Source organism: Staphylococcus pasteuri, assembly GCF_003970495.1.
Taxonomy (GTDB): Bacteria; Bacillota; Bacilli; order Staphylococcales; family Staphylococcaceae; genus Staphylococcus; species Staphylococcus pasteuri.
This window is the reverse complement of sequence record NZ_RXWW01000062.1, coordinates 1-22,229: the sequence shown is the minus strand read 5'-3', so window position 1 is coordinate 22,229 and position 22,229 is coordinate 1. Positions and strand designations below refer to the sequence as shown.

The window sequence follows — 22,229 nt, the reverse complement described above, 5'->3', positions numbered from 1 at the left end:
TGTAAAATAAATCTTTATTCATAGCTTTTTATAAGACCAAAAAACCTATATAAATAATACTTGTTATATAAGGGGATTCCCTGATTTTTCCTTAAAATGTGAAAATAATCACAAAAACACATGAAATTAGTTTACAATTCAAGGTGAAAGGATTGGTTTTTATGGTAGGCAATATTTTAGTGGCACATGGTATGAGAAAAGGAAATCAGAATAAGGCCTTAGCAGAATTTATTGCAACTTTATTGAAAGACGAAGACTACCATTATGAATTAGCATTTTTAGAGAGTGATACACAAAGTTTAGAATTAACGATGGAAAGAATGATTCATCAAGGTATTAAAGAATTTAGAATTGTACCATTACTTATTTTTAGTGCAATGCACTATATGAGTGATATTCCAGATATTTTAATGAAAATGCAAAATAAGTATCCGAATATCTCTAGTCATATTAGTGAACCGTTAGGAACACATCCATATATGAAAGCATTAGTTGAAAGAAGAATTGATGATGTTAAATTATCCGATGATTCTAACGCAGCGGTTGTTATTATCGCACATGGTAATGGTAGTGGTCGATTTACAAAGGCTCATGATGAACTTAAAGACTTTGTAGAAGCAGTTGATTCGAAACAACCTGTGTATGCACGCACATTGTACGGTGCATTAACATTTAGAAATGACTTAGAAGAAATATCAAAACAATATGATGAACTTATTATAGTGCCTTTGTTCTTTTTTGACGGCAGATTAGTCAACAAAGTGAAAGGAGTGATTGATGAGATGCCTATTCACTGCAATCTACACATCACACCTTCAATTAACTTTCATGGTTCACTTAAATTAATTATTAGAGAACGATTCGAAGCATTATATGTATAAGAAAAATCTATGTGCCTAATTATCCAATCCTTTAATAAAAACTATTCACAAGTGATAAAGGGGCATATTTATGGCTAAAAAGAAATTAGTGATGATAGGAAATGGTATGGCAGGTTTGAGAACGATTGAAGAGATTCTTGAAAGAGACGATGAACGTTTTGATATTACTATTATCGGTAAGGAACCATATCCAAATTACAACCGAATTATGTTATCCAATATTTTACAAAATAAAATGTCAGTAGAAGAGACGATAATGAATTCATACGATTGGTATGATGAGCATAATATCCAACTTATTAATAATGACCCAGCTATTAAAATAGATCGTAATAAGCAAAAAGTTATGACAGAGAGTGGCATCGAAGTTGATTATGATCAATGTATATTTGCAACTGGATCTAAAGCATTTGTTTTACCAATCAAAGGTTCTGATTTTCCAAGTGTCATTGGATGGAGAACAATTGATGATACTAAACGCATGATGGAAATTGCTAAATCTAAAAAACATGCAATTGTTATTGGTGGGGGACTTTTAGGTTTAGAATGTGCAAGAGGTTTACTAGACCAAGGTATGGAAGTAACGGTAATTCATCTAGCTGAATGGCTTATGGAAATGCAACTAGACGCAAAAGCTGGACAAATGTTAAAAGCTGACTTAGAAAAGCAAGGCATGAATTTTGAATTACAAGCTAATACAAAAGAAATTTTAGGTGAAGAAGATGTTGAAGCTGTACGTTTAGCTGATGGACGTGTTTTAGAAGCGGATTTAGTTGTTATGGCTGTTGGAATAAGACCATATACTGAATTAGCTAAACAAAGTGATTTAGAAGTAAATAGAGGTATTGTAGTCAATGATATGATGCAAACGAGCGACCCTAATATATATGCTGTAGGAGAATGTGCTGAACACCAAGGTAAAGTTTATGGATTAGTTGCACCATTATATGAACAAGGTAAAGTACTTGCTGACTATTTAACTGATAATGACACAGAAGGTTACAAAGGTTCAACAACATTTACGTCATTAAAAGTATCTGGTTGTGATTTATACAGCGCCGGTCAAATAGTTGAATCACCTGAAATTAAAGGCATTGAAATTTTTAATAGTGTAGATAATAACTATAAAAAAGTATTTCTAAAAGATGGCGAAGTCGTTGGTGCAGTACTATATGGAAATACAGATGATGGTTCACGATTTTACAATATGATGAAAAAGCACGAATCAATTGAAGATTATACATTAGTTTCATTATTAACTAAAGGTGGAGAGGAAGCTAGTAACTCTATAGAAGATATGGCTGATGATGAAACAATATGTGGATGTAATGGTGTAGACAAAGGCACTATTGTCAAAGCTATTAAAGAGAACGGACTAACTTCTGTAGATGAAGTAACTAAAGCAACAAAAGCAGGTAATTCATGTGGTAAATGTAAAGGTCAAATAGGAGAAATCTTACAATATGCTTTAGGTGATGATTTTGTTGCCGCTAAACCTTCAGGAATATGTGCATGTACAGATTTAACACGTGATCAAATTGTAACTCAAATTAGAGCAAAAGGTTTAAAAACATCAAAAGAAGTTAGACATGTCCTTGATTTCAAAGATAAAAATGGATGTCCTAAATGTCGTCCAGCTATTAATTACTATTTGAATATGGTATATCCATATGAACATAAAGATGAAAAAGAATCACGTTTTGCAAATGAAAGATATCATGCAAATATTCAAAATGATGGTACTTTCTCTGTAATACCTCAAATGCGTGGCGGTGTGACAGATGCAGATCAATTAATTAGACTTGGTGAAGTTGCTAAAAAATATGATGTACCTCTTGTAAAAGTAACAGGATCACAACGTGTTGGGTTATATGGATTGAAAAAAGATGAACTTCCACAAGTATGGAAAGATTTAGGTATGCGTTCTGCTTCAGCATATGGTAAAAAAACAAGATCCGTTAAAAGTTGTGTTGGTAAAGAATTTTGTCGCTTTGGAACGCAATATACAACACGATTAGGTATCAGATTAGAGAAAACCTTTGAATATATTGATACACCTCATAAATTTAAAATGGGCGTATCAGGATGTCCTAGAAGTTGTGTAGAATCTGGTGTGAAAGACTTTGGTGTCATTTCTGTTGAAAATGGATACCAATTATATATTGGTGGCAATGGAGGAACTGAAGTAACAAAAGGACAGTTCTTAACTACGGTAGAAACCGAAGATGACGTAATACGTGTGTGCGGTGCGTTAATGCAATATTATCGTGAAACTGGTATATATGCTGAAAGAACAGCGCCTTGGTTAGAACGTCTTGGATTTGAAAATGTAAAAGAAGTTTTATTGGACCCTGAACGCCAACAAGCTTTATTCGATAGAGTGATGGATGCTAAACAAGCAATTAAAGAAGAACCATGGCAAGCAATAGCAAATGACAAAGCATCACAAAAAATCTTTGAAGTTGAGAGGGTATAGTTATGAAAAGTATGGAAAAGATTAAAGTTTCTAATTTGAATGAATTAACACCACTCATTGGAAAAAAAGTAATTGTAAAAGATAAAGAAATTGGTTTGTTTTTAACGAATGAAGGTAAAATTTTTGCAGTGAATAATGTATGTCCACATAAACAAGGACCATTATCAGAAGGCACAGTAAGTGGAGATTTTGTTTATTGTCCATTACATGACCAAAAAATAGACTTAACTACTGGTAATGTGCAAGAACCAGATACCGGTTGTGTAGAAACTTATCCTGTGGAAATTATCGATGGAGATATATTCATATGTCTGTAAGTAACTATGGTCAAGTATATTTAGTAGGTGCTGGACCAGGTAATCCTAATTTTCTAACTAAGAAAGCACAACGTCTTATAGAAAATGCAGATATTATTCTATATGACAGATTGGTAAATCCATTAATCTTACAGTATGCTAAACCTGAAATAGAAATTGTAGATGTAGGAAAGAAACCTTATACCAAACATATTCAACAAGATAATATTAATCAACTCATGGTTAAAGCAGCTTCAGAACACAATCATGTTGTGAGACTTAAGGGCGGAGATCCAGCGATATTTGGACGTTTACATGAAGAAGTTGAGACACTAAGTGATTTAGATATCAATTTTGAAATAGTTCCAGGAGTAACTTCTGCAAGTGCTGCTGCACAATCCATGAATATTGGGTTGACGATGAGAAGTATAGCTAAAAACGTAACTTTTTCAACTGGTCATTTTAAAGATAATCAAGAAAATCAGTTGGATATTACTCCGCTCCTTAATAAAGGTACATTAGCAATATATATGGGAGTGAAACGACTTCCAAAAATAATAAATCAGATACAACAATTCAGTGATATCAATTTTCCAATCGCTATTATTTTCCGAGCTTCCTTATTTGATGAAAAAGTAATTATTGGAACATTAAGCGATATTCAACAAAAGATAAAATCTCATCAACTTGAAGGTATGCCAGGCGTTTGTATTATTGGAGATATCGTTAACTATGTGGAATCTAAAATTGATAGTAAACCAGACCAACCTTTTTACATTGTCCAAGGGGAAAAAGGAAGAGCAATGGAAAAATGCGAAATATTAAGTGATGAAGGATATGGTTGCATAATTGAAGTAAAAAATAAAGACAAATACCATATTTCACAACAACAATTATATGAAAAAATCAAAAATCAATATTATCATCAATTTATTAAAGTCTAGATTCTATATTGTTCCTTTGGGAGCTAGCCCTAAATATGACTAACTCAATAATAAAAAGAGAGTACATTATATCTTTGTCTTAGACTTCAGTATGGCCACCTATAAGAGGTGGTCTTTTTTTATTAAAAAGAATATTGAAAGATTATAAAAAATCATAGGGGATTTATACCTTCAATTAGGACTTTCCCTAATATAAAAAGTTTGTGAAAAAATATACAATTTGAATATAAGAAAAAGTAGCGAAATTAATTAACGGACATAGATAATCACTTTGCTAGTGTAGGAGGATATATATGGGGAAATTTGGATTGAATTTTTTTAAACCAACAGAAAAATTTAACGGGAACTGGTCAGTATTAGAAAGTAAAAGCAGAGAATGGGAGAAAATGTATCGAGAACGTTGGAGCCATGATAAAGAAGTTAGAACTACACATGGTGTTAACTGTACTGGATCATGTTCATGGAAAGTATTTGTTAAAAATGGTGTTATTACATGGGAAAACCAACAAACAGACTATCCAAGCTGTGGTCCTGATATGCCAGAATACGAACCTAGAGGTTGCCCAAGAGGAGCATCATTCTCATGGTACGAATATAGTCCTTTAAGAGTTAAGTATCCATATATAAGAGGAAAATTATTAGAACTCTGGCAAGAAGCACTAGAAGAAAATCAAGGTAATAAAATTGCGGCATGGGCATCTATTGTTGAAGATGAAGAAAAAGCTAAACAGTATAAATCTGCAAGAGGTATGGGTGGCCATGTAAGATCTAATTGGAAAGATGTTACTGATATCATAGCAGCTCAATTATTATACACAATAAAAAAAGATGGACCTGACAGAATTGCAGGATTTACGCCTATACCTGCAATGTCAATGGTGAGTTACGCTGCAGGTGCACGTTTTATTAATTTACTCGGCGGCGAAATGCTTAGCTTTTATGATTGGTATGCAGATTTACCACCTGCTTCTCCACAGATTTGGGGAGAACAAACTGATGTACCTGAATCAAGTGATTGGTATAACGCATCATATATTATTATGTGGGGCTCAAATGTACCTTTAACACGTACACCGGACGCTCACTTTATGACAGAAGTTAGATATAAAGGTACTAAAGTTATTTCTGTAGCACCAGATTATGCAGAGAACGTTAAATTTGCGGACAATTGGTTAGCGCCTAATCCTGGTACAGATGCAGCAGTGGCGCAAGCAATGACACACGTCATTTTACAAGAATATTATATAAACAAACCAAACCAACGTTTCATCGATTACGCTAAACAATACACTGATATGCCTTTCGTATTGATGTTAGATAAAGATGAAAATGGATTTAAAGCAGGCAGATTTTTAAGAGCTACTGATTTAGGTCAACAAACTGAAAATGGGGAATGGAAACCATTAATTTTTGATGAAATTTCAAATGAGTTAACAGTACCTAACGGCACAATGGGACAAAGATGGGAAGAAGGCAAACAATGGAATCTTAAATTAGAAGATGATGAAGGAAACAAAATAGATCCTTCATTATCCATGGCTGATAGTGAATATGAATTACAGCAAATTCAATTTCCATATTTTGATAGTAATGGTGATGGAATATTTGAAAGACCTATTCCTACTAAAAAAGTCACTTTAGCTGACGGAACAGAAACATATATCACAACAGTATTTGATTTAATGGCAAGTCAATATGGCGTACGTCGATTTAACCATGATTTAGAAGCAGATAGTTATGAAGATAAAGATTCTAAATATACTCCAGCATGGCAACAAGAAATAACAGGTATTAAAAGTAATTTAGTCACTCAAGTAGCTAAAGAATTTGCACAAAATGCTATTGATACTGAAGGTCGTTCAATGATTATTATGGGCGCTGGCGTAAACCATTGGTTCAATTCAGATACTATTTATCGTGCAATACTCAATTTAGTTATGTTATGTGGTTGCCAAGGCGTTAACGGAGGCGGATGGGCTCACTACGTTGGTCAAGAAAAATGTCGTCCAATAGAAGGCTGGAATACACTTGCATTTGCAAAAGACTGGCAAGGACCACCACGTTTACAAAATGGAACTAGTTGGTTTTACTTTGCTACTGATCAATGGAAATACGAAGAATCAGATGTAGATAAATTAAAATCACCTTTAGCTAAAAATATTAAACATAAACATCCTGCTGATTATAATGTGACAGCAGCAAAATTAGGTTGGTTACCATCATATCCTCAATTTGACAAAAATAGTTTGTTATTTGGTGAAGAAGCTAAAGAAAATGGTGACAATTCAAATGAAGCAATTCTTAAACGCGCTATAGATGAAGTGACATCTAAGAAAACTAAATTTGCAGTAGAAGATCCAGATTTAAGAAAAAATCATCCTAAAACATTGTTTGTTTGGCGTTCAAATTTAATATCAAGTTCTGCTAAAGGACAAGAATATTTCATGAAACATCTATTAGGTACGAAATCAGGTTTATTAGCTTCACCAAACGAAGATGACAAACCTGAAGAAATCAAATGGAGAGAAGAAACAACAGGAAAATTAGATTTATTAGTATCACTTGATTTTAGAATGACAGCAACGCCATTATATTCTGATATTGTTTTACCGGCAGCGACTTGGTACGAAAAACACGATTTATCATCAACAGACATGCATCCATATGTTCATCCATTTAATCCGGCTATTGATCCATTATGGGAATCACGTTCAGATTGGGATATTTATAAAACATTAGCTAAAGCAGTATCTGAAATGGCTAAAGATTATCTTCCAGGTACATTTAAAGATGTGGTTACATCACCATTAGGTCATGACTCAAAACAAGAAATAGGTACGCCACTCGGAATTGTAAAAGATTGGTCTAAAGGTGAAATTGATCCGATTCCTGGTCAAACAATGCCTAGCTTTTCAATCGTAGAAAGAGATTACACACTAATCTATGATAAATACGTTACAGTAGGACCTAAACTTGAGACAGGTAAAATAGGCGCACATGGAGTTAGCTTTAGCGTTAAAGATCAATATGAAGAACTTAAAAGTATGTTAGGTACATGGAATGATACCGATCCAGACTCAATTAAAAATGATAAACCACGTATTCATTCAGCACGAAATGTTGCAGATGCCATGCTAAATATTTCATCAGCTACTAATGGGAAATTATCTCAAAAATCTTACCAAGATTTAGAACAACAAACAGGTATGAAATTAGCAGATATATCTAGTGAAAGAGCTTCTGAAAAAATTACATTTTTAAATATTACATCGCAACCTAGAGAAGTTATACCAACAGCGGTATTTCCAGGTTCAAATAAAAATGGAAGACGTTATTCTCCATTTACAACTAATATTGAACGTTTAGTACCATTTAGAACATTAACTGGACGACAAAGTTATTATTTAGACCATGAAGTGTTCCAACAATTTGGTGAAAGTCTACCAATATATAAACCAACTTTACCGCCAATGGTATTTGGTACAAGAGATAAAAAAATTAAAGGTGGCACGGATGCATTAGTATTACGTTACCTTACACCACATGGTAAATGGAATATTCATTCAATGTATCAAGATAATAAACATATGTTGACACTATTCAGAGGTGGTCCAAATGTTTGGATTTCGAATGTAGATGCTGAGGCACATGATATTAAAGATAATGATTGGTTAGAAGTTTACAACCGAAACGGTGTTGTTACTGCTAGAGCGGTTATTTCTCACAGAATGCCTCAAGGAACAATGTTTATGTATCATGCTCAAGATAAACATATTCAAACACCTGGATCTGAAATTACAGATACAAGAGGTGGTTCACATAACGCACCAACTAGAATACATTTGAAACCGACACAATTAGTCGGCGGATATGCTCAAATTAGCTATCATTTTAACTACTACGGTCCGATAGGAAATCAAAGAGATGTTTACGTTGCAGTTAGAAAAATGAAGGAGGTCAATTGGCTTGAAGATTAAAGCGCAAATCGCAATGGTGTTGAATTTAGATAAATGTATAGGATGTCATACTTGTAGTGTTACATGTAAAAACACATGGACAAATAGACCAGGTGCTGAGTATATGTGGTTTAACAACGTTGAAACTAAACCAGGTACAGGATATCCGAAACGATGGGAAGACCAAGAACATTACAAAGGTGGTTGGGTTTTAAATAAAAAAGGAAAATTACAACTTAAATCAGGTAGTAAATGGTCTAAGATTGCTTTAGGTAAAATCTTTTATAACCCAGATATGCCTTTAATACAAGACTATTATGAACCATGGAATTATAACTATGAACATTTAACTTCAGCTAAACAAGGTAACCATTCACCAGTAGCAAGAGCGTATTCCGTTATTTCTGGGAAAAATATGGATATTGAATGGGGACCTAACTGGGAAGATGATTTAGCAGGTGCTAATGTTACAGGCCCTAAAGACCCTAACATCCAAAAAATTGAAGAAGATATTAAATTCCAATTTGATGAAACATTTATGATGTATTTACCTAGACTTTGCGAACATTGCTTAAACCCAAGTTGCGTAGCATCATGTCCTTCAGGTGCAATGTATAAAAGAGATGAAGATGGTATTGTATTGGTTGACCAAGATGCATGCAGAGGTTGGAGATATTGCATGACTGGTTGCCCTTATAAAAAAGTTTACTTCAACTGGAAAACAAATAAAGCAGAAAAATGTACATTTTGTTTCCCAAGAATTGAAGCAGGTATGCCTACTGTATGTTCAGAAACATGTACAGGTCGTATGAGATATTTAGGCGTACTTTTATATGATGCTGATCGCGTTGAAGAAATCGCATCAACTGAAAACGAACAAGACTTATATGAAAAACAATTAGAATTATTTTTAGATCCATATGACGAAGATGTTATTGCTCAAGCTGAAAAAGATGGTATCAACCACGAATGGATTGAAGCAGCACAACAATCACCAATATATAAATTGGCTATTGAATATAAATTAGCATTCCCATTACATCCAGAATATCGTACTTTACCAATGGTTTGGTATTGTCCACCATTAAGCCCAATCATGAGTTATTTCGAAGGTAAAAATACACAACAAGATCCAGACATGATTTTCCCAGCAATTGAAGAAATGAGATTACCTATCGAATATTTAGCTAATATGTTTACTGCTGGAGATACTGAACCAGTGAAAAAATCATTACAAAAAATGGCAATGATGCGTAGCTATATGAGAGCTAAAGTGACTAATAGACCATTTGATGTTAAAAAGCTAGATGCTTTAGATCTTACTGAAAGACAAGTTTCTGATATGTATCGATTATTAGGTTTAGCAAAATATGAAGAACGTTTTGTAATACCAACATCACATAAAGAAACATATTTAGATACTTATCATGCTCAAGGATCTCAAGGATATGGTGGAGAGAACTTCGGTGCAAATTGTGAAGGATGCGGCGTTGCAGTTGGTTCTGGAAAAACAGGCCAAGAAATATATAACGAAAGCTTTTATGGAGGGATATTCCGTGATTAATTTCGATAATTTAAAAAAATATCAAGATAGTTTTGGTTATATAGCAATGTTATTAAGCTTTCCAGAAAAATTAACATTTAATGAAAATGTGTTTAATGAATCCATTACTTCACAACACCCTGGTTATCAAGATATTGTTAATTTTAGAGAAGTTATGATGAATTATACTTTGTCTGAAGCAAAACAAATTTATACTGATACGTTTGATTTCAGTAAAAATTCTCCATTATATATGACATATAATAAATTTGAAACTCAAAAAGAACGAGGACAAATGTTAGCCAAACTTAAAGTATTATACGAAATGTTTGGATTAAAAATGGTAGATAATGAATTATCTGATTATCTACCGTTAATGTTAGAATTTCTACAAACTATCGAATGGTATGGCGATGATAGAGCGGAAGAAAATATTCAACTTGTAATTATGATTATTGAAGACGGTACGTATGCATTGGCAAATGAGCTTGGTAAACATAATCATCCTTATGGATATGTTATCCAAGCATTACGTAAGACATTAAAATTATGTCTAAAGTCACCAGAAGGAGTGACGCAACATGATTAGTCAATTTTTGTGGGTCATTTATCCCTACTTATGTTTGATGATTTTTATTATAGGACATATTGCAAGATATAAATATGATCAATTTTCTTGGACAGCCAAGTCTAGTGAATTAATTGAAAAGAAACAACTTAAATGGGGAAGTCTATTATTTCATTTAGGAGTTATTCCTGTGTTTTTTGGACATGTTGTTGGATTGGCAGTACCCGAATCATGGACGGAAGCATTAGGTGTTACTGAAGGAATTTATCATTTTGGTGCCGTTTATATAGGAAGTATTTTTGGTATAATGACATTGATTGGTATGTTATTGTTAACAGCAAGACGTATAACATTTGAAAATGTAAGACGCTTGAGTTCATTTTCTGATATTTTCGTGAATTTTTTATTACTTTTAATTATTTTTATGGGATGTTACTCAACGCTTGTCACTAATATAACAAATGAAGGATTTAACTATCGTGAAACAATTTCAGTGTGGTTTAGACAGTTATTTTTATTTAGACCTCATGCCGAATTAATGTTAGAGGTACCACTTCAATTTAAAATTCATGTATTATTAGGATTCACAATATTAGCATGTTGGCCGTTCACACGTTTAGTTCATGTATGGAGTGTACCGTTATCTTATACTAATAGAAGATATATTATATATCGAAAAAATAAATTGTAATAATCCAAAGGTGGAATGATAATGACTCCAGGTTTAAATATGAAACTGCAAAATATTCAATACAATATTGATAAATTAAGAGAAGAAGAAGGCGTCGATTTTGCAGCGATTGCATTTTGTGAGCATTCAAGTACTTATTCCCCAATAAAATGGCAATATGTATCCGGAAATAACAACGATAGATATAAACTTATCGTTCTACGAAAAGGTCGTGGATTAGCTGGTAACGTCATGAAAACAGGGAAAAGAATGCTAATTTCTAATGTAGATATGGCGCTGTCACCAGATGAAAAAGTAAAATATCCCATTTTATTAAGTGAAAGTTTAACAGCGGTGATAGCAGTACCACTTTGCTTTAATAACCAAGTTTATGGTGTAATACTATTTGGCCAAAGAAATCACAAACCATTGCCTGATAATATAGAAAATATTATTATCAATGAGCGACTAGGTGAATTAAAAGAAGATATTAGGTGATTAAATTGTTGGGACATGATGATATCAAACTTGAAACTTTATTGAAAAAATATTATGAGTGCACAAATGAGAAAATTGTGTTTGTTAATAATGATGGCAAAGTAATAGCTATGAATGAAGCAGCTAATGAAGTGATTTCAATGGAAGATAATTATAGTACGATGACCAATGCAATATGTCGTAGATGTGAAGGTTATACCAATGAATTTGATTTGCAATCATGTAAAAATTGTTTTTTAGATGTAGAACAACCTAATAGATCTACATTTCAAGTTTTTATGAAAACTAATCAAAGAGAAATTGCACCATTTACTGCTACATATCAAACAATTGATAAAGAAAAAGGTATCAATGCATTTACTTTGCAAGATGTTGCACCTCAGATTGAACGTCAAGAAAAAATGAACCAACGTAGGATGATGAGAAAAACCATTTCTGCACAGGAAAATGAACGTAAACGTATTTCGAGAGAATTACATGATAGTCTAGTTCAAGAACTATTAAATATAAACGTTCAATTACGCTTATTAAAGTATCAACAGGATAGAGAAAAAATATTGAATGATGTTGAAAATATTGAGGGCATCATGTCTCAATTAGTCGATGACGTTAGAAATTTATCTGTTGAATTAAGACCAGCTTCGTTAGATGATTTAGGTTTAGAAGCCGCATTTAAATCTTATTTTAAACAGTTTGAAGAAAATTTCGGAATTCAAATCAATTACACATCTAATATTTCACAGCAACGTTTTGATAGTGAAGTTGAAACAGTTGTTTATCGTGTAGTTCAAGAAGCGATTTATAATGCGTTAAAATATGCAGGGGTTAGTGAAGTAGATGTAATGATTCAAAAAAATAATGATAATTTAATTGCAGAAATTATTGACCATGGATACGGATTTAATCCAAATTCTCAACCAAAAGGATCTGGACTAGGTTTATACGGTATGCGCGAGCGTGCTGAATTAGTGTACGGGCATGTAGATATAGAAACACATATTGATAAAGGTACAATAGTTACATTAGAAGTACCTTTGTGAAAATTTTTGGGGGAATTAAATTGAAAATTGTGATAGCTGATGATCATGCAGTTGTTCGAACAGGTTTTTCCATGATATTAAACTATCAACAATATATGGAAGTAGTGGCTACAGCTGCTGACGGTGTTGAAGCATATCAAAAGGTGTTAGAACATAAACCAGACGTTCTTCTTATGGATTTAAGTATGCCACCAGGTGAATCTGGTTTAATAGCGACAAGCAAAATCAATGAAAGTTTTCCGGAGACTAAAATATTAATATTAACAATGTATGATGACGAAGAATATTTATTTCATGTACTTAGAAATGGTGCAAAGGGCTATATTTTAAAAAATGCGCCTGATGAACAATTAATTCTTGCGATTAGAACTGTTTATCAAGGAGATACTTATGTCGATATGAAATTAACAACATCACTTGTTAATGAATTCGTTAATAACAACAACCAAGAACCTACAGATGGGTCTGATCCCTTTAAAATTTTATCAAAACGCGAATTAGAAATATTACCGTTGATAGCTAAAGGGTACGGTAATAAAGAAATTGCTGAAAAATTATTTGTTTCTGTAAAAACAGTAGAAGCACATAAAACACATATTATGAACAAATTAGGATTAAAAACAAAACCAGAATTAGTTGAATACGCTATGAAAAAGAAACTATTAGAATTTTAGAGCCCCTTATCGCTTTAGCGATTAGGGGCTCTTATGCATTAGCGAAGCTAAGGCGAACCGAAGAAGAAAATCGCTTTAGCGATTAGGGGCTCTTATGCATTTAAAGAAATACTTTTTCTTTAGAAATTAGTATTTCTTACACATGAGTTCATCTCATGTGTTCCATTAATAAACACCATAGATTAAAAGTGACTAATTAATTCAGGAGAGTAACTATATATCCTTTAAGCAGTAGCGAAGGCTACTGTGATCCTTAAAGGTACTTCCATTTTAATGGTTAGAGACAGTGGTTGACTGGTTACTCATTTCATAAAACTCATGATTAACCTAGTCAACTTTGCCGGGGAGAAAAGACGATAAAGAAATACTTTTTCTTTAGAAATTAGTATTTCTTACACATGAGTTCACCTCATGTGCTCCACTATAACCACTAGTATTTCCAACGCATGAACATGCCTCATATGTTCTATTAATAAATGCTTTAAAATTTAACGAACTCATTTATTTTTATAGGGGAAAAAGGTAAACAAATAAGGGATTACACTAATGTTCAATTTTTCACAAACATCATAAAATATAGTTATAGTTAGTACTTTGCATAGAAGTAGTAACACTCACAATTATTAAATGATTTATTCATTAAAGTACTAAATAATTATAATTTATGAAGGTGAAGACATGGACAAAAGAAAAGGTGGTTTTCAACTAGGTTTACAAACGTTAAGTTTAGTAGTTGGATTTATGGCTTGGAGTATCATATCTCCTTTGATGCCTTACATATCACAAGATATTAAAATTCCAGCATCACAACTATCGATTATTTTAGCAATACCTGTAATTTTAGGATCCATTTTACGTGTTCCGTTTGGATATCTCACAAATATCATTGGAGCTAAATGGGTTTTCTTCTGTACTTTCATAATACTATTATTCCCTATATTCTTTTTAGCTCAAGCTAAATCTCCGGGAATGCTAATGCTTTCAGGGTTCTTTTTAGGAGTAGGGGGCGCTATATTTTCAGTAGGTGTCACTTCCATTCCTAAATACTTCCCTAAAGAAAAAGTAGGTTTAGCAAATGGTATATACGGCATGGGGAACATTGGGACAGCAGTTTCATCATTTTTAGCACCACCTATTGCCGGGATTATCGGTTGGCAAACAACAGTAAGAATGTATTTAATATTTATTGCTTTATTTGCTATATTAATGTTTATTTTTGGTGATAATAAAGAAACAAAAGTTAAAGTACCTTTAGTGGCACAAACTAAAATATTAGCTAAAAATCCTAAATTATATTATACAAGCTTATGGTATTTTATAACATTTGGCTCATTTGTAGCATTTGGTCTATTCTTACCTAACTTTTTAGTTAATCATTTTGGTATTGATAAAGTAGATGCAGGAATTCGGTCAGGTATTTTTATCGCCTTAGCAACATTCCTTAGACCAATCGGAGGCATGCTTGGTGATAAATTAAATGCTGTTAAAGTATTAATTATAGATTTCATTGCTATGATTATAGGCGCAGTAATCCTGGGCATTTCTTCTCACATTGTATTATTTACAATAGGTTGCTTATTAATTAGTATATGTGCAGGTATTGGTAACGGATTAATATTTAAACTTGTACCATCATACTTTTCAAAAGAAGCTGGGACAGCAAATGGTATCGTATCAATGATGGGTGGCTTAGGAGGATTCTTCCCACCAATAGTAATCACTTATGTATCTAGTATCACTGGTACAAGCCATCTCGCATTTATATTATTAGCAATATTTGCTATTATTGCTGTAATTACAATGTTTTTAGTTAATAAAAAAGACGCGAAAACAATTAATTAAAAAAAACAGACCTTGCTATGGTAAATCCATAACAAGGTCTAATATTTTATATTATGAAATTGAAATTGTTGTTGCATCTTCAGCTTCTTGCTGTTGTTTAGGCAAGCGTACGCTTAAAATGCCATTTTCAAATGTTGCTTTGATAAGAGACTTGTCTATATCCTCGAATTCAAATCTGCGCACCAATTCACCACTAGAACGTTCATTTAATTGCGTTTGTCCATTATGTGATTCAATATATTTATTAGCTTTAATAGTTAACGTATGTTGCTCAAAAGTTAATGAAATATCTTCTTTTTTCACACCTGAAAGTTCAGCTTCAATTAAGTAATGATCATTTTCATTATATAAATTAACAGGGAAAGCTTGAGATGAAAATTGATTGAATACTTGTTTACCTAAATCTCTAAATAAATCAGTTGGATCATTTTTCAAAAATGAATTATTAAAGAAGTCATTATTTGGCATATTATTAGCTCCTTTTACAGTTATAAATTAACTATATTTTATTGTAAATTCATTATATGAAGTGTTTGTTATGAGGTAAAGTAAAATGGATTATTAATAGAGTGATAATTCGTACTAGAGAATATAGACAAAAGTTTACAAAACTTGATTTTATCAACGCATAAGAAAGGGATGAAAGTGGGCAAGTTTACTTTTGCCTTTTTTCTCTATATAAGATTATTTTTCTGAGGATTTATCGAAGTTTTTAGAAACAAAAAGTTGAAGGTGGTTAACTAATTCCTTAGCTTCATTTACATCTATATCAAATTCGCCAAATACCTTTTGCGAAACTTCTGATAAAGGTTTTTTAATACTTTTACCTTGTTCTGTTAGTGAAATTTGAAGATTTCGTTCATCTTTTTCTTCACGAGTTCGAACAACGTAATTTTTCTTTTCTAATTTTTTTAGTAATGGTGTTAAAGTGCCTGAATCTAAGAAAACTCTATCACCTAAAGTTTTGATGTTAAGTTTCTCATCTTCTTCAATCGCCATTAGCACTATATAACCAGTGTACGTGAGTTCATATTCCTTTAAATAATTGGAATACTTTTTGATAATTTCTTTTGATGAAACATAGAATAAAAAGCACAATTGTTTGCTTAAATAACTATTTTCGACATACATTAAATCACTCCTTGTTAAGGTAACCATATTATGAAGTGTGTGACTTGTCAAGTGCCTATTTTGATAGTAAAGTTAAATTGCTTTTCATTTAAATATTAGAAAATCATAATTAAAGATTATTGATTTGAAAAATCCAATGACTTATAAAAAATAAGGAGTATATATAATGGAGAAAATCACTCAATTTGACGATGTATTAAAAGGAAGAAGATCAGTAAAAGTATTTGATACAGAACATAAAATCAGCCATGAAGAAATGGATGATATCATTCAAAAAGCAACAAAAGCACCATCTTCAGTGAATATGCAACCATGGAGATTAATAGTTGTAGATTCTGATGAAGGTAAGGAGAAAATATTACCATCTTTCGGTAAGAATTCGAGACAAGTCAATACTTCTTCAGCTATGATAATCATATTTGGAGACTTGAAAAATTATGAAAAAGCTGAACAGATATACGGTGACGCAGTAAGCAAGAATCATATGACAGAAGAAATTAAAGATAAGATGTTAAGTTGGGTATTGCCTCATTATAAAGGATTATCTAGAGAAGGTATGAAAGATATCGTTAATATTGATAGTAGTTTAATGGCAATGCAATTAATGCTTGTGGCTAAATCGCATGGCTACGATACTAATGCTATAGGCGGATTTGATAAAGCTAATATTGCGAATGTGTTAGGGATAGATAGCGATCGATTTGTACCAGTTGTAGCAATTGCTATAGGTAAAGGTACACAAGAAGCCCATGAATCAGTACGTTTACCACTCGACGATGTAAGACAGTATCTTTAATTAACATATGAATCATCTTTGCATTATATCAATGAGTTAAGAATATTTTGTTACAAAATTTTTATAAGACTTTAAAAATGCATAAATTTCGTTCATACTAATTAAGATAAGGCAAAAGGAGTCTATAAAATGAGTAAGAAGCAGAAATTAATCAGAATTATTATTATATTAATTATTTCATTAGTGATTGCGTTTGCGTTTTTCTTCGCGCTTAAATCATATCAAGGTCACAAAAATATTGAAATGGTTGATAGTTATTTAAAAGAACACCATTTAAAAGATAAAGTTAAAAAACAAGAAACTCTTTATAGCGCTAAAAAGGGTGTTTATTATAAGGAAGTTATTTTTAAAGATGAACCTAAAATAACTTATGTCATTCAACCTATTAGTACTAGAAAAGGTGTTTTTGCCGAAGGTTTTGATACTGAAACTAAGAAAAGTATAAAAAGTGCTAAGCATAATTACTTTAATAAAAACTATAAACCTTCAAAATAATTGCAATAAGATGAGTTACCAAGTTGAAAAACATTTGGTAACTTTTTTATTTTGGGTATCAGTTAAAATTAAAGAATAGAAATGAAGAACCTTTAAAAATAAATAAAAAATAAACATAGTAAACTACTCTTGATTCATAAAAGTTAAAACATTTCAATACAATTATTTATATTTGTTATATAAATAATTATAGCTATTTTTAACTTATCTGATATAATTAAGTGATGTCAGATGAAGGGGAGTTTGCAATATGGCTCTGTTTAAGAGAAAAATCAGTCTACCTGTGCAAGTATTAATTGCATTGGTTCTAGGTGTTGTCGTTGGACTTATATTATATGGAAATGAAGAAGCGGCTAACTACATAAAGCCATTTGGAGACATCTTTTTAAACTTAATTAAAATGATTGTTATTCCAGTTGTATTCTGTTCTTTAGCACTATCTATTTCGAACGTTGGGGAATCGAAAACTGTAGGTCGCTACGGATGGAAAACAATATTATACTTTGAAATTATAACAACAATCGCTATTGGTCTTGGATTAATTTTCGGAAACCTATTTAAACCAGGTTCTGGATTAGATCCATCAAAATTACCAAAGGGCGATATTTCTAAATATCAAACATCTGCACATGCTGCAGAACAAACTACATATGGTAATCATTTTATTGATACTATAGTAAACATTGTACCAACAAACTTTTTTGAAGCTTTAAACAAAGGTGAATTATTACCTATTATCTTTTTTGCTGTATTTTTCGGTTTAGGTTTAGCTGCCGTTGGCGAAAAAGCAGAACCAGTAAAATCTTTCTTAAGTGGAACTTTAGAAGCAGTTTTCTGGATGATTAATAAAATATTAAAATTAGCACCACTTGGTGTCTTTGCATTTATTTGTACAACAATCATTACATTCGGAGCATCAGCGTTACTTCCTTTACTAAAACTAGTATTAGTTGTAATTTTCGCAATGGTATTCTTTATAGTTGTAGTATTAGGAATTGTAGCTAGAATGTGTGGCATTAGTATTTTCTCTATTATGAAAATACTAAAAAGCGAAATACTTTTGGCTTTCTCAACTTCAAGTTCAGAAGCAGTATTACCAGTAATGATGAAAAAGATGGAAAGATTCGGTTCGCCGAAAGATATTACATCGTTTGTTATACCAATTGGTTATACATTTAACTTAGATGGATCAGCTTTATATCAATCTATCGCTGCATTATTCGTAGCACAAATGTATGGCATGCATTTAACATTAACTGAACAATTAGTTTTAATGTTAACGTTAATGCTTACATCAAAAGGTATGGCAGCAGTTCCAGGTACTTCAATCGTTGTGTTATTAACAACATTAGGTGCAATGGGATTACCAGCTCAAGGACTTGCTTTAATTATAGGGGTTGACCGTTTATTAGACATGGTACGTACAGTAGTTAACGTTATGGGTAACGCTTTATCTACAGTTGTCATTGCTAAATGGGAAAACGTTTATGATAAAAAACAAGGTCAAGAGTACTTAAAAACATTATAAAATAATAAATCTGACATTTTAGAGCCCCTTATCGCTTTAGCGATTAGGGGCTCTTATGCATTAGCAAAGCTAAGGCGAACCAAGAAGAAAATCGCTTTAGCGATTATAAAGAAGTACTTCCATTTTAATGGTTAGTACTTCTTACGCAGTAGCGAAAGCTACTGTGACCCTTAAAAGTACTTCCATTTTAATGGTTAGAGGCAGTGGTTGATAGATTATAACTTAACATATTCGTTCGTATAACATAAAAAAGAAGCAAGTCATTATCGACTTGCTTCTTTTAAAATTACATATGCATATCGCCCATATCATGGATTTGAGTCATTAATCCATGTGGTACATCATCATGATCTACTTTTTTAACACTAGCAATTTTGCCAGATTTTTCATTTTTAGTAATTCTTACGAAATCCTCTTTTTTAACAGATACATCAGCATCTGATGGAAGTTTAACGTTCTTTTCGATTTTTTCGTCTTTTTCACTAATCATTTTATCAATTGTTGTACCATTCTTCATTACGCCATAATATGTTTCTTTTTTACCGCCTGCCATCATAGCAATAACTAGAATAATACATATAATGACCATGATTGCAATAAGGCTATAAGCGAGTCCTTTTTTACCTTTCATTTAGCAAAATCTCCTTTGATATTGTTTATCTATCTACTATTTTATTTATACAGAAAAATAGAGTGATTTGCAATTAAATTTAAAATATAAGTGGATATTATAATTTGAAATTTTCATCAAATATACGAATTTGTATCACATCAAAAAATCCCAACTTATTTAAGTTGAGATTAATCATTCATTTATAACTCAATTGTGAAGGGTGTGTCTAAATCTTTGTCGTTCATCAATTTAATTGATTTAGGATTTACTTTTAATACACATAATTCAGGGTCTTTACTAGAATCGAAAAATGATTTATCTTGAGTTTCCCATAACCAGTCAATTGTTTTTTCATCTTTAACAACTTCAATAGTTGCATCGATTTCAACAAAACTATTGTTAGTCGTTTCGTTATAGCCTAATAAAATATAAGCATAAGGATTGTCTTCAATTTCTTCAACCTTTATAGAATTAATATTTGTCTTAGTATATAGTGTCAATTCATCATTATAGAATACCATATATCTACTATTAGGTTTATTATTATAAGCGGTTGATAATACACCCACTTTTGAATGGTCTAATACATTTTCAATTGCTTCAGTTGCTTTTTGATTATCCAATCCTATCATCTCCTTAATACTAAATATATCCTTAATCAGAGATTGTTAAACTTATGACAACATCATTCTACAATCGATGGCTAAATAGGTTTGAAACATACATATTTTACTTCATCATGTTTGAGAACAACATTAACATCTTGATTATCATTTTCTTGAATAAATAGTTCTGTTTTTGGATGATTGCATTGATCCAATTGATTAATAATATCTTTATCAAGAAACAGTTGTTCTTTAGTTTGCGGTAATAAATTATCTATTGTCCCATGCTCACTATTCAAAGTTTGAACTATTGTTAATGAATGTGATTTCAATGTGTTTTTGAAAATAAATTTCTGTTGACTATCAGATAAATAGCGATCGTTTATTTTGTTAAATAATATGAAGTGATAATTGCCATCTTTACGACTCATAATGTAATTATTACAAATTTGTAATTCTTCATTTACAAAAGGGTGAGTCATTTTATAAATGTGAATCAGAGGTAATGCATTACCGAATTCATTAAATAATGACAAGTACTTCGTTTCGTCTGCAATGAGTTGGTAACTGATACCACCACCATAGCGTAGTAAAGCAATGATATGACAAACTAAATCAGCTAATTGTAAAGGATTAGAACTATTGCTAGCATATTTGAAACATTTCAAAGATAAATAATCATACACGAAATGAGTGGAGTCTATGCCTGAATCCAAAATGAATTGCTTATAATTTTCGAAATGTGTCGTTGAATGATTATATGTTCTTCTTTTATTAATCAAAGATAATTTCGTTTCAATATTTTCAATATCAATTAAATAGTAATCAAAATTAAGTCTTTTTAAAGTATCGTATGTTTTTTCTACAGTCTGATTTTGACGTAATAGACCGTCTACAGTCATACCATATTGGATATCTTTATTTTTGTTTTTAATTTTTAAATGACAAAGATGTATATCTTGTGTAGACATTTTAGATGAATCAAAAATAAGCATTAATTTTACGACTTTTTTATTTAATTTATAGTCATTATGTCCTTGTAAAAACTTCAAAATAAATTGATTAACTACATTAAATTGATTTGTAGATTTAATTTTTATTGCTAAACCAATATGTCTCTCAAATAATTTATCAAGGCATCTATGTAACAAATGATAGTTAATTTGATTAGAAGTTACGTCGCTAACATTTTCAATAAGAATGACTGGTTCAGGTAAAAATGAAAAATCAATATCAAAATATTCATTGAATGTAAAATGAAATAATTCATTAAAATTATCAAGTCTAATAAATGCTTTTGAGGGTTTGGAATAATCTTTAGGATCAAAGTTATCTATATTGATTTCAGTAATCTCTGTAGCTAATTGATTATTAAAATCAAAATGATTAATTAATGGTAAAAAAGGTGAATAATCCTTATCTTCTATATTTAAATGAGGCAAAGTATCCATTTTGACTATATAAGAGCGATACTGTTTTGGGCTAAAATTCAAATAGTTTTTAAACTGATTTGTAAAATTAGTATGGCTACTAAACCCAGATTCTTCTGATATAGTGTTAATTGATAAATTAGTAGTCATTAATAGTTTAATAGCATGACGACTTTTTCCAGTGCTATTTCGATAGACATTTATTACAATCTAGTGGTTATATCAAAACGCTTATTCTACAAA

At 31.5% G+C, this 22,229-nt stretch carries 19 protein-coding genes and 1 pseudogene; 15 read left to right on the top strand and 5 right to left on the bottom strand.

Annotated features, from left to right (window positions below):
• Positions 1-161: 161 nt before the first annotated feature.
• The 12 genes from CD121_RS09350 to CD121_RS09295 all read left to right on the top strand — a co-directional run bounded on the left by CD121_RS09350 (position 162) and on the right by CD121_RS09295 (position 15,388).
• Positions 162-881 carry a sirohydrochlorin chelatase gene (locus tag CD121_RS09350; protein WP_126568032.1) on the top strand — a complete coding sequence of 240 codons (720 nt, stop codon included), beginning with the start codon at positions 162-164 and terminating at the stop codon, positions 879-881.
• A 70-nt stretch (positions 882-951) separates the two neighbouring features.
• Complete coding sequence (nirB, locus tag CD121_RS09345; RefSeq protein WP_126568030.1) at positions 952-3,357, top strand: nitrite reductase large subunit NirB; 2,406 nt, start codon at positions 952-954, stop codon at positions 3,355-3,357.
• A gap of 2 nt (positions 3,358-3,359) precedes the next feature.
• Positions 3,360-3,674, top strand: coding sequence for a nitrite reductase small subunit NirD (nirD, locus tag CD121_RS09340; protein WP_017637733.1), 315 nt, complete (start codon positions 3,360-3,362; stop codon positions 3,672-3,674).
• Positions 3,665-4,597, top strand: coding sequence for a uroporphyrinogen-III C-methyltransferase (gene cobA, locus CD121_RS09335; protein WP_017637734.1), 933 nt, complete (start codon positions 3,665-3,667; stop codon positions 4,595-4,597). Before nirD ends, cobA begins: the two co-directional genes overlap by 10 nt.
• Positions 4,598-4,890: 293 nt before the next feature.
• Positions 4,891-8,574 (top strand): nitrate reductase subunit alpha, encoded by a 3,684-nt coding sequence (locus tag CD121_RS09330; RefSeq protein ID WP_017637735.1) that lies wholly within the window; start codon positions 4,891-4,893, stop codon positions 8,572-8,574.
• Positions 8,564-10,117: a nitrate reductase subunit beta gene (gene narH / locus CD121_RS09325; RefSeq protein WP_126568028.1), complete on the top strand. Its 1,554-nt coding sequence runs from the start codon at positions 8,564-8,566 to the stop codon at positions 10,115-10,117. Before CD121_RS09330 ends, narH begins: the two co-directional genes overlap by 11 nt.
• Entirely contained in the window at positions 10,110-10,685 is a 576-nt protein-coding gene (narJ, locus tag CD121_RS09320) for a nitrate reductase molybdenum cofactor assembly chaperone (protein ID WP_017637737.1), read from the top strand. Before narH ends, narJ begins: the two co-directional genes overlap by 8 nt.
• Positions 10,678-11,355, top strand: a complete 678-nt coding sequence (narI, locus tag CD121_RS09315) for a respiratory nitrate reductase subunit gamma (protein WP_126568025.1) — start codon at positions 10,678-10,680, stop codon at positions 11,353-11,355. The genes narJ and narI overlap by 8 nt, the downstream gene beginning before the upstream one ends.
• Before the next feature lie 21 nt (positions 11,356-11,376).
• Positions 11,377-11,832, top strand: a complete 456-nt coding sequence (nreA, locus tag CD121_RS09310) for a nitrate respiration regulation accessory nitrate sensor NreA (protein ID WP_029055761.1) — start codon at positions 11,377-11,379, stop codon at positions 11,830-11,832.
• A gap of 8 nt (positions 11,833-11,840) precedes the next feature.
• Positions 11,841-12,872 (top strand): nitrate respiration regulation sensor histidine kinase NreB, encoded by a 1,032-nt coding sequence (gene nreB, locus CD121_RS09305; RefSeq protein WP_371683226.1) that lies wholly within the window; start codon positions 11,841-11,843, stop codon positions 12,870-12,872.
• A gap of 20 nt (positions 12,873-12,892) precedes the next feature.
• Positions 12,893-13,546, top strand: a complete 654-nt coding sequence (nreC, locus tag CD121_RS09300) for a nitrate respiration regulation response regulator NreC (RefSeq protein WP_126568023.1) — start codon at positions 12,893-12,895, stop codon at positions 13,544-13,546.
• Positions 13,547-14,224: 678 nt separating this feature from the next.
• Positions 14,225-15,388 (top strand): nitrate/nitrite transporter, encoded by a 1,164-nt coding sequence (locus CD121_RS09295; protein WP_126568020.1) that lies wholly within the window; start codon positions 14,225-14,227, stop codon positions 15,386-15,388.
• Between the two features lie 51 nt (positions 15,389-15,439).
• Here CD121_RS09295 and CD121_RS09290 read toward each other — a convergent pair whose 3' ends face one another.
• The gene (locus CD121_RS09290; protein WP_029055764.1) at positions 15,440-15,856 is read right to left on the bottom strand and encodes an Hsp20/alpha crystallin family protein; all 417 of its coding nucleotides are present in this window, start codon (positions 15,854-15,856) and stop codon (positions 15,440-15,442) included.
• 216 nt (positions 15,857-16,072) lie between these two features.
• On the bottom strand, positions 16,073-16,519 hold the full coding sequence (locus tag CD121_RS09285) for a MarR family winged helix-turn-helix transcriptional regulator (RefSeq protein ID WP_017637744.1): 447 nt from the start codon (positions 16,517-16,519) through the stop codon (positions 16,073-16,075).
• 166 nt (positions 16,520-16,685) lie between these two features.
• Here CD121_RS09285 and CD121_RS09280 point away from each other — a divergent pair, with 166 nt between their 5' ends.
• The 3 genes from CD121_RS09280 (at position 16,686) to CD121_RS09270 (ending at position 19,338) form a co-directional block, all read left to right on the top strand.
• Complete coding sequence (locus CD121_RS09280; protein ID WP_126568018.1) at positions 16,686-17,315, top strand: nitroreductase family protein; 630 nt, start codon at positions 16,686-16,688, stop codon at positions 17,313-17,315.
• Between the two features lie 129 nt (positions 17,316-17,444).
• Complete coding sequence (locus CD121_RS09275) at positions 17,445-17,810, top strand: DUF3139 domain-containing protein (protein ID WP_017637746.1); 366 nt, start codon at positions 17,445-17,447, stop codon at positions 17,808-17,810.
• A gap of 250 nt (positions 17,811-18,060) precedes the next feature.
• Positions 18,061-19,338 carry a dicarboxylate/amino acid:cation symporter gene (locus tag CD121_RS09270; protein WP_017637747.1) on the top strand — a complete coding sequence of 426 codons (1,278 nt, stop codon included), beginning with the start codon at positions 18,061-18,063 and terminating at the stop codon, positions 19,336-19,338.
• A 286-nt stretch (positions 19,339-19,624) separates the two neighbouring features.
• Here CD121_RS09270 and CD121_RS09265 read toward each other — a convergent pair whose 3' ends face one another.
• From CD121_RS09265 to rsp, 3 genes and pseudogenes are all read right to left on the bottom strand, one after another.
• Positions 19,625-19,969: a DUF4889 domain-containing protein gene (locus CD121_RS09265; protein ID WP_126568015.1), complete on the bottom strand. Its 345-nt coding sequence runs from the start codon at positions 19,967-19,969 to the stop codon at positions 19,625-19,627.
• A 182-nt stretch (positions 19,970-20,151) separates the two neighbouring features.
• Positions 20,152-20,583, bottom strand: coding sequence for a pyridoxamine 5'-phosphate oxidase family protein (locus CD121_RS09260; RefSeq protein ID WP_371683225.1), 432 nt, complete (start codon positions 20,581-20,583; stop codon positions 20,152-20,154).
• Positions 20,584-20,654: 71 nt separating this feature from the next.
• Positions 20,655-22,151 (bottom strand): annotated as a pseudogene (rsp, locus tag CD121_RS09255) (AraC family transcriptional regulator Rsp); the annotation flags it as partial.
• Positions 22,152-22,229: the final 78 nt, after the last annotated feature.

Bases quoted from the DNA above. Each gene is read 5' to 3' on its own strand.
- CD121_RS09285 (WP_017637744.1), bottom strand. From the start codon at position 16,519: ATGTATGTCGAAAATAGTTATTTAAGCAAACAATTGTGCTTTTTATTC.
- CD121_RS09275 (WP_017637746.1), top strand. From the start codon at position 17,445: ATGAGTAAGAAGCAGAAATTAATCAGAATTATTATTATATTAATTATT.
- nirB (WP_126568030.1), top strand. From the start codon at position 952: ATGGCTAAAAAGAAATTAGTGATGATAGGAAATGGTATGGCAGGTTTG.
- CD121_RS09330 (WP_017637735.1), top strand. From the start codon at position 4,891: ATGGGGAAATTTGGATTGAATTTTTTTAAACCAACAGAAAAATTTAAC.
- CD121_RS09350 (WP_126568032.1), top strand. From the start codon at position 162: ATGGTAGGCAATATTTTAGTGGCACATGGTATGAGAAAAGGAAATCAG.
- CD121_RS09290 (WP_029055764.1), bottom strand. From the start codon at position 15,856: ATGCCAAATAATGACTTCTTTAATAATTCATTTTTGAAAAATGATCCA.
- cobA (WP_017637734.1), top strand. From the start codon at position 3,665: ATGTCTGTAAGTAACTATGGTCAAGTATATTTAGTAGGTGCTGGACCA.
- CD121_RS09265 (WP_126568015.1), bottom strand. From the start codon at position 19,969: ATGAAAGGTAAAAAAGGACTCGCTTATAGCCTTATTGCAATCATGGTC.
- CD121_RS09295 (WP_126568020.1), top strand. From the start codon at position 14,225: ATGGACAAAAGAAAAGGTGGTTTTCAACTAGGTTTACAAACGTTAAGT.
- nreA (WP_029055761.1), top strand. From the start codon at position 11,377: ATGACTCCAGGTTTAAATATGAAACTGCAAAATATTCAATACAATATT.
- nirD (WP_017637733.1), top strand. From the start codon at position 3,360: ATGAAAAGTATGGAAAAGATTAAAGTTTCTAATTTGAATGAATTAACA.
- narI (WP_126568025.1), top strand. From the start codon at position 10,678: ATGATTAGTCAATTTTTGTGGGTCATTTATCCCTACTTATGTTTGATG.
- CD121_RS09270 (WP_017637747.1), top strand. From the start codon at position 18,061: ATGGCTCTGTTTAAGAGAAAAATCAGTCTACCTGTGCAAGTATTAATT.
- CD121_RS09260 (WP_371683225.1), bottom strand. From the start codon at position 20,583: ATGATAGGATTGGATAATCAAAAAGCAACTGAAGCAATTGAAAATGTA.
- CD121_RS09280 (WP_126568018.1), top strand. From the start codon at position 16,686: ATGGAGAAAATCACTCAATTTGACGATGTATTAAAAGGAAGAAGATCA.